A 15,447-nucleotide genomic window follows, 5' to 3' on the forward strand; every position below is an offset into this window, starting at 1 on the left:
GTGGCCGGGGATCCCCGGGGCCGTGGGCTGCGCAGGGGCGAGGCCGCGCGCGTGGGACAAGGTGGGAGCTCTCCGGCGGCCGAGGGCCACCCGCGAAAGGTCGGGCTCCTGGCCGCCAGGTTGCGCCGCAAGGTCCCCTGTGCGACCGTTGGTGTCGGTCCGCGCGCACTGGGATGGCACCCCGTAGGCACAGGTTGGCTCGTTTCGGCTCGACGTCGATCGCCGTCGCGGCGCTGGCGCTCGCGTGCGGCGGGCCGAGCGCCAGCTCGCAGACCGGACCAGACCTTGCGAACCTGGCCGCAAAGACAGGCGTCGACGAGCCGATCCGCCGCGAGCCGCCGATCTCGCTGACCGCGGCCGACGGCGCCGAGCTGCCGCTGCGGGTGCTGCGGGTGCGGGCGGTGCTCGATCAGCCGCTGGCGTTCACCGAGCTCGAGCTGGCATTCGACAACCCCGAGGGCCGCACGCTGGCCGGTCGCCTGGCGCTGGCGATCCCGCCGGGGGCGCGCGTGACCCGGTTCGCGGCGTACCGCGACGGGGCGTGGCGAGAGGCGGAGGTGGTGCCGCGGCGCACGGCGATCCAGCAGCTGGCGCTGGCCGACGCGCCGCAGGAGCCGCAGCTGGTCGGCGCGCCGGAGGGCGAGCGGTTCGTCGCCCGCGTCGAGCCGATCGCGGCGCGCGAACCGACGCGGCTCGTCGTCGCCTACACGCAGGAGATGCGCGGGCGCAACGAGCCGTACCGCGTGGCGCTGGCCGGGCTGGCGCCGCTGCGCGAGCTGGCGGTGGCGATGCGCTCGCGGGCGCCGCTGGTGATGGGCGGCGACCCGCTGTTCGCCGGCGTGCGCGGCGACGGCGAGTACTACCGCTTCGCCGACGTGCGACCGACCGGCGACATCCTCGTGCAGCCGCACGGGCCGCGCGAGCTCGGGCTGCGCCACGACAACATGGTGGTGGCCCGGATCTCGCCGATCCCCCACGACCACCCCGATCCGATCGAGAGCCTGGCGATCCTGTTCGACACCAGCGCGTCGCAGTCGCTCGGCTGGGACACCCACGTCGACCGCCTCGGCCAGCTGATCCAGGAGATCGGGGCGCGTGTCCTCGAGGACATCCCGCTGCGCGTCGTCGCGTTCGACCAGGGCGTGGAGCTGGCCTACGAGGGGCCGATCCGCAGCTTCGGCGCCGAGGAGCTGGCGGCGATCCGCGCCCGCCGGCCGCTCGGCGCGTCGAACCTGCTGGGGGCGCTGCGCTTCGCGGCCCGCGTCGGCGAGCGGCCGGCGCGACGTCTGGTGGTGATGACCGACGGGCTCATCACCGCCGGCGCGCACTCCGAGGCGGCGCTGGTGGCCGAGGCCGAACGCCTGCGCGCGCTCGGGGTGGCGCGGCTCGACGTGATCGTCGAGGGCGGGGCGGCCGACCCGGCGCTGCTGCGCGGGCTGACGGCGCTGACGCAGCTCGGCGCGCGCCCCGAGACGGTGAAGGCGATGGGCCACGAGCTGGCGCCGGCGCGGCCGGGCCTGGTGCTGCGCAGCGGGGTGACGCCGCGGATCGCGGCCCACCGGCTGACGCGCACGGTGGTCCGCGACGTCGAGGTGCGGGTGCCCGGCAGCGGCTGGGTCTACCCGCAGAAGCTCGACAGCGTGCAGGCCGGCGACGACGTGCTGGTCTACGCCGAGTACGCCGAGGACGAGCTCGAGGTCGAGCTGGTCGGCCACGAGGTCGCGGCTCGCCACGGCGTGACGCTGACGCGCACGCCGTCGCCGCTGCTGCAGGACGCGTGGGCGGGGGCCCGCGCCAGCTGGCTGATCGACCAGGCCCGCTCGTGCGCCCGCGGCCCCGACGACACCTGCGACAAGTTCCGCGCGCGCGCGGTCGAGTTCTCGCTGTCGAACCGGATCGTCAACGACGCCACGGCGATGGTGGTGATCGGCTCGGCCCACGACTACGCCCGCTTCGGCCTCGACGGCACCTCGCTGCGCGACGTGCTGGCGGTCGGCAAGTTCGGCGCCGAGTGGCGCGAGGCGGCCCCGGCGCCGCTGCCCGACGAGCGCGCGGCGCCGCCGGCCCACGCGCTGCTGGCCGAGCTGCGCATGAGCAGCTTCGACGCCGAGCCGGCGCCGGCCAGCGCCGCGGCGCCGCCGGTGCCCCGGCCGCCTCAGCTGTCGTCTGTCCGTACGCGCAGGTCCAATCGGCCAGGTCCGAAGGGACCTGTCCGGGAGAACAGCCGGACCGAGGCCGCGGACGAGCTGGCGCGGGAGGACGCGCGCGACCGCCTGCGCGACAAGGACGCGGGCCTGCGCTTCGGGCCGCAGCGCACCCCGGCCGACGCCTACGAGGGCAACTTCCTGGCGGTGATGAACCTGCTCGGCGCGTGGGACGACAAGCGCAACGCGCTCGGGGTGGCCGAGCGGTGGCAGCGGAACAGCCCGGCCGACGTGACGGCGCTGGTGGCCCTCGGCGAGGCGCTCGAGGCCAACGGCCGCGACGACCTGGCCGCGCGCGCGTACGGCTCGCTGATCGACCTCTACCCCGGCCGCCCCGATGTGCGCCGCATGGCGGCCTCGCGGCTCGAGCGGACCGGCGAGGCGGCGGGCTGGCTGGTGCTCGACGCCTACAGCCGCGCGGTCGAGCAGCGCTACGACGACCCTGCCGGCTACCGCCTGTACGCCTACGCGCTGCTGCGGGCCGGCTACTTCGGCGAGGCGTGGGCGGCCCTGCTCGACGGCATGGCGTGGGCCCGCGTCGAGCCCAAGACCCGCGGTCTCGAGCGGGTGTTCAAGGACGACCTCGGCCTGGTCGCGGCGGCGTGGATCCGCCGCTGGCCCGACCAGCGCGAGTACGTGCTCGAGTCGCTGCGCGTGCAGGAGGCCGAGCTGGCCGACAAGCCGTCGCTGCGGTTCGTGCTCAGCTGGGACAGCGAGCAGGGCGACGTCGACCTGCACGTGCGCGACGGCCACGGCTGGCACGCGTTCTACCGCCAGAAGTCGCTCGAGTCGGGCGGCCGCCTGCTCGACGACATGGACGCGGGCTACGGCCTCGAGGCGTTCGTCATCGACGGCGCGGCGCAGGCGTACCCGTACCGCCTCGAGGTCGGCTACTACGGCCGCAACGCCGACTACGGGGCGGGCAAGGTGCAGATCGTCGAGCACGACGGCGATGGCCAGCTGTACTTCGACGAGCGGCCGTTCCTGGTCCTCAAGCAGCGCGGCTACGTCGACCTCGGGGCGCTGACGGGCTCGCTCGCGCCGGCGCAGGCGCGCACGGGCGCGGTCGCCTCGCTGGCGTCGCCCGGCAAATGAGGTCACGCTCGAGGCATGCGCTTCGAGAAGGGCTACCGCAGCGACGACGTCATCGACCGCCGGGGCCAGCGCAGCTTCGGTAGAGGCGGAGGCGGAGGCGGCGGGCCGCTGCTGGGCCTGATCGGCGTGCTGCTGCGCTCGCGCTTCGGCTGGATCGGCGTGATCCTCACCCTCGCCCTCTACGTGATGGTGGGCCGGTGCGAGCAGCAGGGCGCATACATGGCCGAACAGCGCGACGCCCCGGTCGCGCCCGAGAAGGCCGACGACCTGTCGAGCTTCGTCGCCTACGCGCTCGACGACGTGCAGAGCTCGTGGCAGGCGCGCTCGCCGATCGCACTGTCGGGCATGGGCCCGGCGGACTATCGGCGGGCCAAGCTGGTGCTGTTCACCGACGCGACGCCGACCGCCTGCGGCCACGGCGACGCGGCCTCGGGCCCGTTCTACTGCCCGCGAGACGAGCGCGTGTACATCGACCTCGGCTTCTACCGCGAGCTCCGCGACCGCCTCGGCGCGCCCGGCGACTTCGCCCAGGCCTACGTGATCGCCCACGAGGTCGGGCACCACGTGCAGAACCTGCTCGGACTGTCCGACAGGGTCCACGCCGCCTCGCCGCGCCAGCTGCAGGGCCCCGGCGGGCTGTCGGTGCGGCTCGAGCTGCAGGCCGACTGCCTCGCCGGCGTGTGGGCGCGCGACGCCGAGCTGCGCGGCAAGCTCGACCCGGGCGACATCGAGGAGGCGATGAACGCCGCGGCGGCGATCGGCGACGACCGCCTGCAGAAGATGGCGCGCGGCACGGTCCAGCCGGAGTCGTTCAGCCACGGCAGCTCGGCCCAGCGCGTGAAGTGGTTCCGCCGCGGCCACGACACCCACGACCCCGCGAGCTGCGACACCTTCGACGCGACCTCGCTGTGAGGACCCAGCAGCATGGCCGGGGGGACATGTCGGTGCGAGCATGTCCTTCATGCCAGATCATCACGAAGTTTTTGCGCGGCGCGCGTCGCGCGTCGCTGACACACGCGACGTTCCGAGATGCATCATCCTCGCAGACGCGGCGGAGCGCGGCTTTATGAATGCGGCTTAACCGTCGATTCACCGCGAGGCCTGCTTACAGCGTTCATGCTGGCCGGGCCGCGACGGTGATGCTCGCGGATCCCCGATGTCGACCGCAACGGCCCACACGCTCTTCCCTGGCCCGCAGCCCGAGCTCGCTCCGGAGCGCGACGTGCACGAGCGCGTGCGGGAGGCCCTCGAGCACGCCTCGCACTACCTGCCGGCCCAGGCGCCGCTCGAGGTGTTCGTCCACCACAACACGCTGCACGCGTTCCAGCACCTGCACTTCCACGCGGCCATCCGCGAGGCCCAGGCCAAGCTGAAGGTGCGCGGCTACCTGACCAAAGAGACATATCGCGACCTGCTGGCGCGCGGACGGATCCGCGAGGACGACCTCGAGGCGGTGCTGGCCGACGAGCGCTTCCCGCACGAGCCGATCGCGCCCGGGTTCCCGAGCCGGGACGTCGCCGCCGGCCTGGTGATCCGCCACGGCGTCGGCGCCGAGACGATCGCCCACCTGCGCTGGAACCTGGTCGAGAAGGACGCCGCCAACCGCTTCGACGGCGACATCCGCGAGGGGCCGCGCGAGGCGATCGTCCGCAGCACGCGGGCCTGGCTCGAGCACGAGATCGCGGCCGCGGGCGGCCCCGCCGGCGCGCGCGAGGTCGCGGCCAAGGTCGTGAGCCCGGCGCCCGGCGAGCGCTCGCTCGACCCGCTGCTGAAGCTCGCCGCGCTGCTGGGGCGCCGCGTCGACCCGCGCGACCTGATGGCGGCGTTCGCCTGCAACCCCGAGCTGTTCTCGGTGCGCGCGCTGTGGACCGCGTGCGTGCGGGCGTGCGAGCACCTCGAGGGCCAGCCGTGCCCGATGGACTCGCCGGCGGTGTTCCACCGCGACCTGCTGCTGCGCACCAGCGGCGAGGATCCCAACGACCTCGTGCACGCGCACCTGATCCCGCTGTGCGCGGCGTTCCTCGACCGCGGTCAGTCGTACTGGACGATGCCCGACCGCGAGCGCGGGTTCTTCCGCGCGTGGTCGAAGGTGCTGTCGTCGGGGCTCGGGGTGCGGCCGGCGTGGCTGCGCGGTCTCGGCGATCGCCTGCGCGACTGGGACGCGCGCAAGCTCGGCGCCGAGGACGTCGTGATCGAGCTGCTCGCGGAGCTCGGGATCGCGGACGACGAGATCGAGGCGTTCGTCGAGCACACGCTGCTGCAGCTGCCCGGGTGGGCCGGGATGTTCCACCGCCTCGAGAGCGCGCCGGGGCCGATCGGCCGCACGCGCGCGTCGATCCACCTGATCGACTACCTCGCGGTGCGGCTGGCGCTCGACCTGTTCGCGTACTGTGACATCGGCGCGCGGCTCGGCGTCCGCGGGCAGGCGCGGGCGATCCGGGCGGCCTGCGCCGAGCTGCCGATGATCTCGGGGCCGAAGCGGCGCGGCCGCCACGACACCGCGTGGCCGCTGTTCCGCCTGTGCCAGCTGGCGGGCGTGTCGGCGGCGACGGTCTACTCGGCCAGCCGCGCCGACGTCGCCGCGGTGCTCGGCTTCCTCGACGAGCTCGACGAGGCGACCCGCCTGCGCGTGCTCCACGAGGCCTACGAGCGCCGCTACCGCGTCGAGCTGCTCGACGGGCTGGCCGCCAACCTGGCCGCGCCGGCGCCGGTGACCGCGGCGCCGCGGTATCAGGTGGTGTTCTGCATCGACGATCGCTTCGAGTCGTCGCGGCGTCACCTCGAGGAGATCGCGCCCGAGTGCGAGACCCTGGCCGCGGCCGGCTTCTTCGGCCTGGCGATCGCGTACCAGGGGATCGACGATCCGAGCACGTTTCCGCTGTGCCCGGTGGTGGTCGAGCCGCAGCACCGGATCGAGGAGCAGGCGCTGACGCAGCAGTTCAGCGTCGCCGAGCTGCGGGCCCGGCGGCGCCACCAGCTCGGCTCGATCGAGACGGCGTGGGGCCGGATGTCGCGCTCGCTGCTGCTCGGCTCGATCGTCACCGCGATCGCCGGCTTCTTCGCCGCGATCCCGCTGCTGGCCAGCGTGTTCACGCCGCGCGCGGCGGGGCGGGTGCGCAGGGCGGTCGCCAGGTGGTGGTTGCCCGAGCCGATGACGCGCCTGACCGAGCTGCGCGCCGGCTCCGACGACACCCGCACGGCGCAGGTGATGGCCGGCTTCACCCTCGACGAGATGGCCACCCGCGTGGCGGCGCTGCTCGAGAACATGGGCATCGTCCGCCGCTTCGGCCGGCTGGTGGTGGTGCTCGGCCACGACTCGTCGAGCGTCAACAACCCGTACTTCCCGGCCTACTCGTGCGGCGCCTGCGGCGGCCGCTCGGGCGGGCCCAACGCGCGGCTGTTCGCGCGCATGGCCAACCTGCCGGGCGTGCGCGAGCGCCTGGCCGCGCGCGGGATCGTGGTGCCGGAGGACACGATGTTCGTCGGCGGGCTGTACGACACCGCCAACGACATGATCCGCCTGTACGACGTCGAGGATCTGCCGCCCGCGGCGCTGGCGGAGCTGCGCACGCTGTCGGCCCAGCTCGAGGAGATGTGCCGCCGCAACGCGCACGAGCGCTGCCGTCGGTTCGCCTCGGCGCCGCGGCGGCTGTCGCCCGAGCGGGCCCAGCGGCACGTCGAGGCCCGCGCGTTCGACGTGGCGCAGACGCGTCCGGAGCTCGGCCACGCGACCAACGCGGCCTGCTTCGTCGGCCGGCGCGAGATCACCGCCGGCCTGTTCCTCGACCGGCGGGCGTTCCTCGTCTCCTATGATCCGATGGAAGATCCGAAGGGCGCGATCCTCGAGCGGATCTTGCTCGCCGCCGGCCCGGTCGGCGCGGGCATCAACCTCGAGTACTTCTTCTCGAGCGTCGACATGGAGCGCCTCGGCGCCGGGACCAAGCTGCCGCACAACGTCACCGGTCTGTTCGGGGTGATGAACGGGGCCAGCAGCGACCTGCGCACCGGGCTGCCCAAGCAGATGACGGAGATCCACGAGCCGGTGCGGATGCACCTGGTGGTCGAGGCGACGCCGGCGATGCTGCTGGCGATCGCGGGGCGGCAGCCGGCGGTGGCCGAGCTGGTGACGAACGAGTGGTTGCGCCTGTGCGCGGTCGATCCGGTCACGCGCGAGATCCAGGTGTTCGACGCCCGCCACGGCTTCCGCCCGCACACGCCGACCAACGCCGGGCTGCCGCGGGTGGCTCGCTCGGCCGACTGGTACACGGGTCGCGACAACTTCTTGCCGCCGGCGCTGATCCGGCCGCAGAACACCTGACCTTTCGCACCTGACCTTTGGCACATGGTCTTTTCGACATGTTCGACTTCTTCTCCCTCGCGCACATGATCGCCCTGGCCCCGGCCGCGCCGGCGCTCGGCGGCCTGGTGATCACGCTGCTGCTGGCGCCGCGCCTCGGCAGCGAGCGCCTGGTGGCCAGGGTGGCCCAGACGGCGCTCTGGCTCGGCTTCGTCGGGCTGCTCGTCGGCCTGGTCGGCTGGGCGCTCGGGCCCGCCGGGCCGCTGCAGCTCGGCTTCGGCTCGTGGTACTCGGGCGCGGGCTACGACTTCCGCATCGACCTGGTGGTCGACGGCCGCTCGGCGGCGGTGTCGGCCCTGGTGTCGCTGCTGCTGCTGGCGACCAGCCAGTTCTCGATCGGCTACCTGCACCGCGAGCCGGGCTTCAACCGCTTCTTCCTGCTGATGCTGCTGTTCGGCGCGGGCATGCAGACGCTGGTGCTGGCCGGCAACCTCGAGCTGCTGTTCGTCGGCTGGGAGATCGTCGGGATGACGTCGGTGCTGCTGGTCGGCTTCTTCCACGAGCGCCAGGGCCCGGTGAAGGCGGCGACGCGCGTGCTGGTGACCTACCGCCTGTGCGACATCGGCTTGCTCACCGCGGGCGTGTCGCTGCACCGCTGGCTGCACACCAGCGACTGGCTGGCGGCGGCGCAGGCGGCCGAGAGCATGACGTGGCCGGCGACGTTCGTCGGCCTGTCGCTGGTGTTCGCGGCGATGGGGAAGTCGGCCCAGTTCCCGCTCGGCGGCTGGTTGCCGCGGGCGATGGAGGGCCCGACGGCCTCGAGCGCGGTGTTCTACGGCAGCCTGTCGGTGCACGCGGGGGTGTACCTGCTGCTCCGCGCGGCGCTGCTGCTCGAGCACTCGCTGGCGGCGCAGATCATGATGATCGTGGTCGGCGCGATCACGGCGGTGATCTCGGCGATGAGCAGCCAGGCCAGCCCGGACGCCAAGTCGGCGCTGTCCTACGCGACCGCGAGCCAGGTCGGGCTGATGTTCGTCGAGATCGGGTTCGGGCTGTACACGATCGCCACGATCCACCTCGTGGCCCACGCGATGCTGCGCTACTACCAATTCCTGCGCACGCCTTCGGCGCTGCAGGACGCGCTGGCCCGCCGCGCGGCGCTCGGCCGCACCGAGGCCGACGAGGGCGCGGTCCGCTGGGAGGCGCTGGGGCTGCGCACGCGCCGGTACGTGTACCGCATGGCGATCGAGCGCTTCGACGTCGAGATCGCGCTCGATCGCTACGTGGTCCGCCCGGTGATGGCGCTGTCGCGCCGGCTCGACCGACTCGAGTCGCGGCTGCTGGCGCTTCACGGGGAGTCGGAGCGAGGAGGCCGGCGATGAGCGCGTGGGTCCAGTACTCGTTGATCTTCCTGTGGCTGGCGCCGCTCCTCGCGGCGGCGGCGCTGCGCTGGGGCGTGCGCGGGGCGAACAAGCAGCGCGCGCTGGCGCTGAGCTTCGCGGTCCCGATCTTCGTGATCGCCTGCGCGCTGTTCGTGCACGAGGGCACCGGCCGCGAGTACGCGGTCGATCACCTCGTGCAGGGATCGGGGTGGCTGCACAGTCACTTCGCGGTCGACGGCCTCAACGCGGTGCTGCTGCCGCTGACGGCGGCGCTGACGCTGGTCGTGCTGCTGATGACGCCGCGCGCCGAGATGCGCGCCGGGCTGGGGGCCAAGATCATGGTGGTCGAGGGGGCGCTGATGGGCTGCTTCCTCGCGCTCGACGCCGGGCTGCTGGCGATCTTCGTCGTGCTGTCGCTGCTGCCGCTGTGGTTCGACGCCAAGAGCCGCGGGTCGCGGCCGCTGCAGGTGATCATGAAGTCGCTGGTGGTGGCGACGACGCTGGCGCTGGCGGTGGCGGTGATCGGGCTGGCGTTCGAGGCGTCGGCGGCCGGGCTGGCAGACCCGCTCGACCTGGTGGCGCTGACGAACAGCTCGTACACGCCGTCGCCGTGGATCGGGGCGCTGGTGCTGGGCGTGGCGCTGCTGCGCATGGGCATCGTGCCGCTGCACCTGTGGATCCCGGCGGCGGCGCAGCACAGCACGGCGCACCTGGCCCTCTTGACGTGTCTGACGCCGGTCGGGTCGTTCATGCTGGTCCGCCTGGCGCTGGCGATCTTCCCGCGCGTGCTCGGGTCGGCGGCGCCGCTGCTGATGGTCGTCGGCACGCTCACGGCGCTCTACGGGGCGTTCCTGGCGCTCGGCCAGTTCGACCTGCGGCGGATCGTGGCGTGGTTCTGGGTCAGCCAGTCAGGCCTGGTGCTGGCCGGGTTCGCCGGGCTCGACGACGCCAGCGTGTCGGGCGCGCTGCTGCAGGCGATGTCGACGGTGGTCGAGTGCGGCGGCCTGATGCTGCTGACGCTGGCCGTCGAGGTCCGCGCCAACACCACCGACCTGCGCAAGCTCGGCGGGCTGGCCCACAACGCGCCGCGCATGGCGACGGCGTACCTGATCCTGGCGGCGGCGGCGGTCGGCTTCCCCGGCACGATCTCGTTCGTCGCCGAGGACCTGGTCGGGCAGGGGCTCCTGCGCGACCACCCGTTCGTGGTCGGGATCCTGTTCATCGTCACCGCCGTCAACGGGATCACGCTGTGGCGCGCGTTCAAGCGCACGTTCCTCGGGCCGCCGTCGCCCCACGCGGACGACCTGCGCGGGTTCGAGGACCTGCGCCGCTGGGAGGCGTACGCGATCGCGGGGATGATCGGGACGCTGCTGCTCGGCGGGTTCCTGCCCGAGCCGCTGCTGGCGGTCCGCCGCGGAGTGGTCGATGCGATCCAGCGCGTCGAGGCGCCGGCGCTGGTCGACTCGCACGGGGACGAGCACGACGACGACCACTGAGCCGTGGGGCGCGGCCCGCCTGGGCTCGCGGCGCGATGGGGCGGGCGCTTCGCGTATTGCCGGATGCGCCTCGCATGGGGTCCGGGGATGACTCGGCCGCGAGTTCAGCGTGCCGATGACCCCGACTTCGTCGTGGTCATCTCGCCCTCGTATTCGCGGCCGAGCCATCCCCGGACCCCGAGCACGGCTCACCCGTGAGAAGCCGACCCTCCGTCGCGGGCTTCGATGTGGGCTGTTGCTCGAGACATGTCCCTTGCTGCCTGTTCGACGGCCGTTCGGCCGCCGAACAGACAGCCGTCTGGCGTCCTTTCGGAGGGTCATTCACCGCGGCGAGGCGCTCGCGCGGCGGCGCTGGCGACCTCCCGGCCTGAGCCCGAGCTCATGCTGGCGATCGGGGCATGTCGAGAGGGGCATGCTCGAAGGGGCATGCGCGAAGGGGCATGCTCCTTCGGACATGTTCACTGCTCGCCGGGCGCGGCGGCGTTGCGCTCGCGCAGGCGGCGGCCGCGGCTGGTGCGGTCGAGGTCGACGTGCGGGGCGGCGTGGTAATACTGCATCAGCTCGCCGACGCGGCGGGGGGCCGACTCGGCGAGGTTGTTGCGCTCGCCGAAGTCGCCGCTGAGGTCGTAGAGCTCGGTGAGGTTCTCGCCCGGGCGCACGAGCAGCTTGTAGGGCCAGGCGATGACGCCGTACTGGTCGCTCTCGTTGAGGATCAGGGGGCGGGCGCGCGGGCGCAGGTCGTCGGGGGCGCCGGCGACGAGGTGGGGCAGGAGGCTGCGACCGTCGAGGGCGGGGATCGGCTCGGCGTCGAGGACGTCGACGACGGTGGGGGTGATGTCGAGGACGGTGACGGGGTCGGTGACGACGCGCCCGGGCTGGCCGGGGATCCGGATCGCCAGCGGGACGTGGATCAGCGGGTTGTAGAGGACGCGGCCGTGGTTGTCGGGCAGGCGCGGGTCCTCGCCGAGGCCCTCGCCGTGATCGCTGACGAGCACGACGACGGTCCTGTCCCACAGCTGGCGCGCGACCAGCTGATCGACGAGCGCGCCGATCTGCTCGTCGACGAGGCGGAGCATGGCGCGGTACTTCTCGCGCCGGCCGAGCCTGGGGTTCGGATCGGCGAGGACGCGCCGCAGGCTGCGGTCGCCGCCGTCGACCTCGTCGTGCTCGTGGACGTCGAAGTAGTGCAGCCACAGGAAGAACGGCGCGGCGCCGCCCTGCTCGGCGGCCTGCTGGCGCTGGTCGAGGAAGGCGAGGCCGAGCGAGGTGGTGCGCGCGGAGGTGCTGTACGAGCCGACGTCGCGCTGGCCGGCGTCGTTGACCAGGCGGTCGTGGCTGTGCAGGCCGCGGGTCAGCAGGGTCTTGCCGGCGTAGCGCAGGACCTCGCTGGGGATGACGCCGTGGGCGACGCGGCCGGCGTCGTGCAGGGCCTCGGCGAGGGTCTTGTCGACGTGGGTGAAGGGATCGATGCGGCCGGTGAGGATGCCCGAGAGCGACAGGTCGGTGCCGGCCGAGGGCGCGAAGGCGCGGGTGAACACGGTCGAGTCGGCGAACAGCTGGAAGATCCGCGGGAACTCGGCGCGGTTCTCGGGGCTGTCCGCGAGGACATCCGCGCGCAGGGCGTCGACGCTGAGCAGGACGAGGTGCATCGGCGCGGTCCGGCGCAGGAACTCGCGCACCTCGGGCTCGTCGCGCCACACGCCCTGCTTGCGCGCGGCGGCCTCGTCGGCCTGCGCGAGCGCGGCGGCGAGGTCCTCGCGGGCGACGTAGCCGTCGCAGTCCTCGTCGACGTCGTTGCCGATGATCTCGCGCGCCTCGGGGTGGACGGCGGGATCGGTGTCGTCGCAGTCGGCGCCGCCGAGCGCGGGCGAGTGGCCGTCGCCGTCGCGGTCGACGAGGCCGCGGACGACCCGCGCGAGCAGGCGGGTGTGCATGCCCTGGGTGGCGACGACGAAGCGGGTGTCGGGGTCGCGCAGGCCGAGCTGGACGCAGGCGACGAGGTTGGCGACCACGGCCATGACGGCGCTGATGAGGCCCGCCAGCGCGAGCGCCCGGCCTTGCGCCACGGGGGCGCGGCGCTCGACCTGGTCGTAACGCCAGGGGCGGGTGAAGCCGAGCCACAGCGAGAGACCGGCGGCGGCGCAGGCGCCGACGATCAACATGGTGTGGATGTCGGGGTACTCGCTGCGCAAGAACGTGCGGTTGACGTACTCGCAGGCGATCGCGCCGATGCCGAAGCCGGCGGCGATCAGGCGCCGGCGGCGGATGAACAGCGGCAGGGCGGCGCCCTTCGGCGGGGCGCGGCCGACGGTGTCGGGCCGCGGGTACTGCAGCCACTTGCTACCTGGCCAAAAGGCCAGAGTGAGGCCGCCCCAGCCGAGCAGCGGGACCCACACGAACGCCGTGCCGGCGCCGGGCAGGGTGCTGGCGAAGGCGCCGTCGAACAGGTGACGCGAGACCGGGATCAGCACCGGCAGGCAGCAGGCGGCGCGCACGGCCGCCGACAGCAACGGGCGCGAGCGCAGGCGGGCGACCAACCACTCGGCCAGCGCGAGCATGACGCCGATCGCGACCCCGAGCCCGAGCAGCAGCGACCACGCGGCCCACACCGCGCCGAGGTCGGAGGGGGCCAGCGGGCTGTTGAGGGCGCTCTGCTCGATCGGCGCGATGGCGGCGGCGCCGAGCAGGCCGATCGCCAGGCCCGCGATCACGCCGCGCGACGGCTGGACCCGCGGGCGCTTGCGCAGGCCGGCCCGGACCTCGGGCAGGTCGCGCACGGTGGCCCGCAGGGCCTCGTCGTCGGCCGTGACAGGGACGGCGGGTCTGGACGACGACGACAGCTCGTCGCCGTCGCCGTCGGGGAAGGGCGTGTCGAGCTGGTCCTGGCTCACTCCGCGCCCTGGGTGCTGTCCGAATGGCCAGGCAGGAGGTCCTCGCGCATGCGGACGTACAGCTCGCCGCCGCCGGCGCGGAACTCCTCGGCCTTCTCGCGCAGGCCGCGGGCGATCGCGGCCTCGTCGAGGCCTGTCCCCGGGGACATGTCCGCCCCGTCCGCGAGGTCGCGCAGGTCCTGGGTCAGCTTCATCGAGCAGAAGTGCGGGCCGCACATCGAGCAGAAGTGGGCGTCCTTGGCCGGCTCGGCCGGCAAGGTCTCGTCGTGGAAGCTCTGCGCGGTCTCGGGGTCGAGCGAGAGGTTGAACTGGTCGCGCCAGCGGAACTCGAAGCGGGCCTTGCTGAGCGCGTCGTCGCGGGCCTGGGCGCCGGGGTGGCCCTTGGCGAGGTCGGCGGCGTGGGCGGCGATCTTGTAGGCGATGACGCCGGCCTTGACGTCGTCGCGGTCGGGCAGGCCGAGGTGCTCCTTGGGCGTGACGTAGCAGAGCATCGCCGTGCCGTACCAGCCGATCATCGCCGCGCCGATGGCCGAGGTGATGTGGTCGTAGCCGGGGGCGATGTCGGTGGTCAGCGGGCCGAGCGTGTAGAACGGCGCCTCGTGGCACAGGCGCAGCTGCTCGTCCATGTTCTCCTTGATCTTGTTCATCGGCACGTGGCCGGGGCCCTCGATCATGACCTGGACGTCGTGGCGCCAGGCGACCTCGGTCAGCTCGCCGAGGGTGCGCAGCTCGCCGAACTGGGCCGCGTCGTTGGCGTCGGCGATGCACCCGGGGCGCAGGCCGTCGCCGAGCGAGAAGCTGATGTCGTACTTCTTCATCAGCGCGCAGATGCGCTCGAACTCGGTGTAGAGGAAGTTCTCCTTGTGGTGGTGCAGGCACCACTTGGCCAAGATCGAGCCGCCGCGCGAGACGATGCCGGTGACGCGCCGGGCGGTCAGCGGGACGTAGCGCAGCAGCACGCCGGCGTGGATCGTGAAGTAGTCGACGCCCTGCTCGGCCTGCTCCTCGAGCGTCTCCATGAAGACGTCGATGCTCAGGTCCTCGACCTTGCCCTTGACCTTCTCGAGCGCCTGGTAGATCGGGACGGTGCCGATCGGGACCGGCGCGTTGCGCAGGATCCACTCCCGCGTCTCCTTGATCTGCTTGCCGGTCGACAGGTCCATCACCGTGTCGGCGCCCCAGCGCGTCGACCACTGCAGCTTCTCGACCTCGTCCTCGATCTTGCTCGACACGGCGCTGTTGCCGATGTTGGCGTTGATCTTGACCAGGAAATTGCGGCCGATGATCATCGGCTCGAGCTCGGGGTGCTTGATGTTGGCGGGGATGATGGCCCGCCCGCGCGCGACCTCGCTGCGCACGAACTCGGGGTCGACCTGCTCGCGGATGGCGACGAACCGCATCTCCTCGGTCACGACGCCCCGGCGGGCGTAGTGCATCTGCGTGTTGTTGCCGTCGCTGTTGGCCAGGCGGGCCGCGATCCACTCCTTGCGCCGCGGCGGCAACCCGTCTCTCGGGTCATGTCCCTGCGGACCGGTGGTGTCGTAGACGACGACGTCGGGGTTGTCGCCGGTCTGCTGGATGGTCCGGAACGGGACCTTGAGGTCGCCGACCTCGATCTTGCTCGAGCTCGGGAAGCTGGTGTGGAGGGGAGGGACGGGACGCAGCGGGTGTACGTCGGGGCCCGCGATGGGCAATCCTGCGCGCCGCGCAGAGCTGTCGGTGGTGTCGTCGTGACGGTCCATTCGCACTTTCCTCCGCCGGAATTATCCGGATCAGGTTCGAGGGGTATGTTCTCAGGCCCTTGCGGCCACCCCCAGGCGAGGCGAGGACGATACGGCATGTCGCTCGCCGCGGGCACGTGATCTGCGCGAGAAAAAGCCTGTGCGCTAGTGTTTCTGAGCAACGACGGCGCGGTCGGGGTCTGCAAACCCCGAGCGCGATGCGCTTCGCCCGTGAGGGCACAAAATCGCGCAGAACGCCGTTTATTGTGCGTTTCGTCCGCTCATGAACCCCCAGCGAGGGGTTGGATCGGGGCCTCGGGGAGCGGAGCATTTCCCGTTGCCATTCGGCCCACCCGCCGGC

At 72.8% G+C, this 15,447-nt stretch carries 7 protein-coding genes and 1 riboswitch; of the genes, 5 read left to right on the forward strand and 2 right to left on the reverse strand.

All coding sequences use genetic code 11. From position 1 onward, the window contains the following. Positions 1–194 precede the first annotated feature (194 nt). From K7C98_RS13920 to K7C98_RS13940, 5 genes are all read left to right on the forward strand, one after another. Entirely contained in the window at positions 195–3,299 is a 3,105-nt protein-coding gene (locus tag K7C98_RS13920) for a VIT domain-containing protein (protein ID WP_224192126.1), read from the forward strand. 15 nt (positions 3,300–3,314) lie between these two features. Continuing rightward, a complete protein-coding gene (gene ypfJ / locus K7C98_RS13925; protein WP_224192127.1) occupies positions 3,315–4,211 on the forward strand; it encodes a KPN_02809 family neutral zinc metallopeptidase in 897 nt (298 codons plus the stop codon). Positions 4,212–4,455: 244 nt separating this feature from the next. Further along, positions 4,456–7,617: a DUF2309 domain-containing protein gene (locus K7C98_RS13930; RefSeq protein ID WP_224192128.1), complete on the forward strand. Its 3,162-nt coding sequence runs from the start codon at positions 4,456–4,458 to the stop codon at positions 7,615–7,617. A 38-nt stretch (positions 7,618–7,655) separates the two neighbouring features. Continuing rightward, a complete protein-coding gene (locus tag K7C98_RS13935; RefSeq protein WP_224192129.1) occupies positions 7,656–8,978 on the forward strand; it encodes a proton-conducting transporter membrane subunit in 1,323 nt (440 codons plus the stop codon). Continuing rightward, positions 8,975–10,474 carry a proton-conducting transporter membrane subunit gene (locus tag K7C98_RS13940; RefSeq protein ID WP_224192130.1) on the forward strand — a complete coding sequence of 500 codons (1,500 nt, stop codon included), beginning with the start codon at positions 8,975–8,977 and terminating at the stop codon, positions 10,472–10,474. The genes K7C98_RS13935 and K7C98_RS13940 overlap by 4 nt, the downstream gene beginning before the upstream one ends. Before the next feature lie 458 nt (positions 10,475–10,932). Here K7C98_RS13940 and K7C98_RS44770 read toward each other — a convergent pair whose 3' ends face one another. Continuing rightward, positions 10,933–13,365: a sulfatase-like hydrolase/transferase gene (locus K7C98_RS44770; RefSeq protein ID WP_224192131.1), complete on the reverse strand. Its 2,433-nt coding sequence runs from the start codon at positions 13,363–13,365 to the stop codon at positions 10,933–10,935. After that, the gene (gene thiC, locus K7C98_RS13950) at positions 13,362–15,107 is read right to left on the reverse strand and encodes a phosphomethylpyrimidine synthase ThiC (RefSeq protein ID WP_224192132.1); all 1,746 of its coding nucleotides are present in this window, start codon (positions 15,105–15,107) and stop codon (positions 13,362–13,364) included. The genes K7C98_RS44770 and thiC overlap by 4 nt, the downstream gene beginning before the upstream one ends. Further along, positions 15,097–15,190, reverse strand: a riboswitch (TPP riboswitch). Its footprint overlaps the gene before it by 11 nt. Positions 15,191–15,447: the final 257 nt, after the last annotated feature.

It is taken from the genome of Nannocystis pusilla (assembly GCF_020073745.1).
Classification (GTDB): domain Bacteria; phylum Myxococcota_A; class Polyangia; order Nannocystales; family Nannocystaceae; genus Nannocystis; species Nannocystis radixulma.

Bases quoted from the DNA above. Each gene is read 5' to 3' on its own strand.
- K7C98_RS13940 (WP_224192130.1), top strand. From the start codon at position 8,975: ATGAGCGCGTGGGTCCAGTACTCGTTGATCTTCCTGTGGCTGGCGCCG.
- ypfJ (WP_224192127.1), top strand. From the start codon at position 3,315: ATGCGCTTCGAGAAGGGCTACCGCAGCGACGACGTCATCGACCGCCGG.
- thiC (WP_224192132.1), bottom strand. From the start codon at position 15,107: ATGGACCGTCACGACGACACCACCGACAGCTCTGCGCGGCGCGCAGGA.
- K7C98_RS13930 (WP_224192128.1), top strand. From the start codon at position 4,456: ATGTCGACCGCAACGGCCCACACGCTCTTCCCTGGCCCGCAGCCCGAG.
- K7C98_RS13935 (WP_224192129.1), top strand. From the start codon at position 7,656: ATGTTCGACTTCTTCTCCCTCGCGCACATGATCGCCCTGGCCCCGGCC.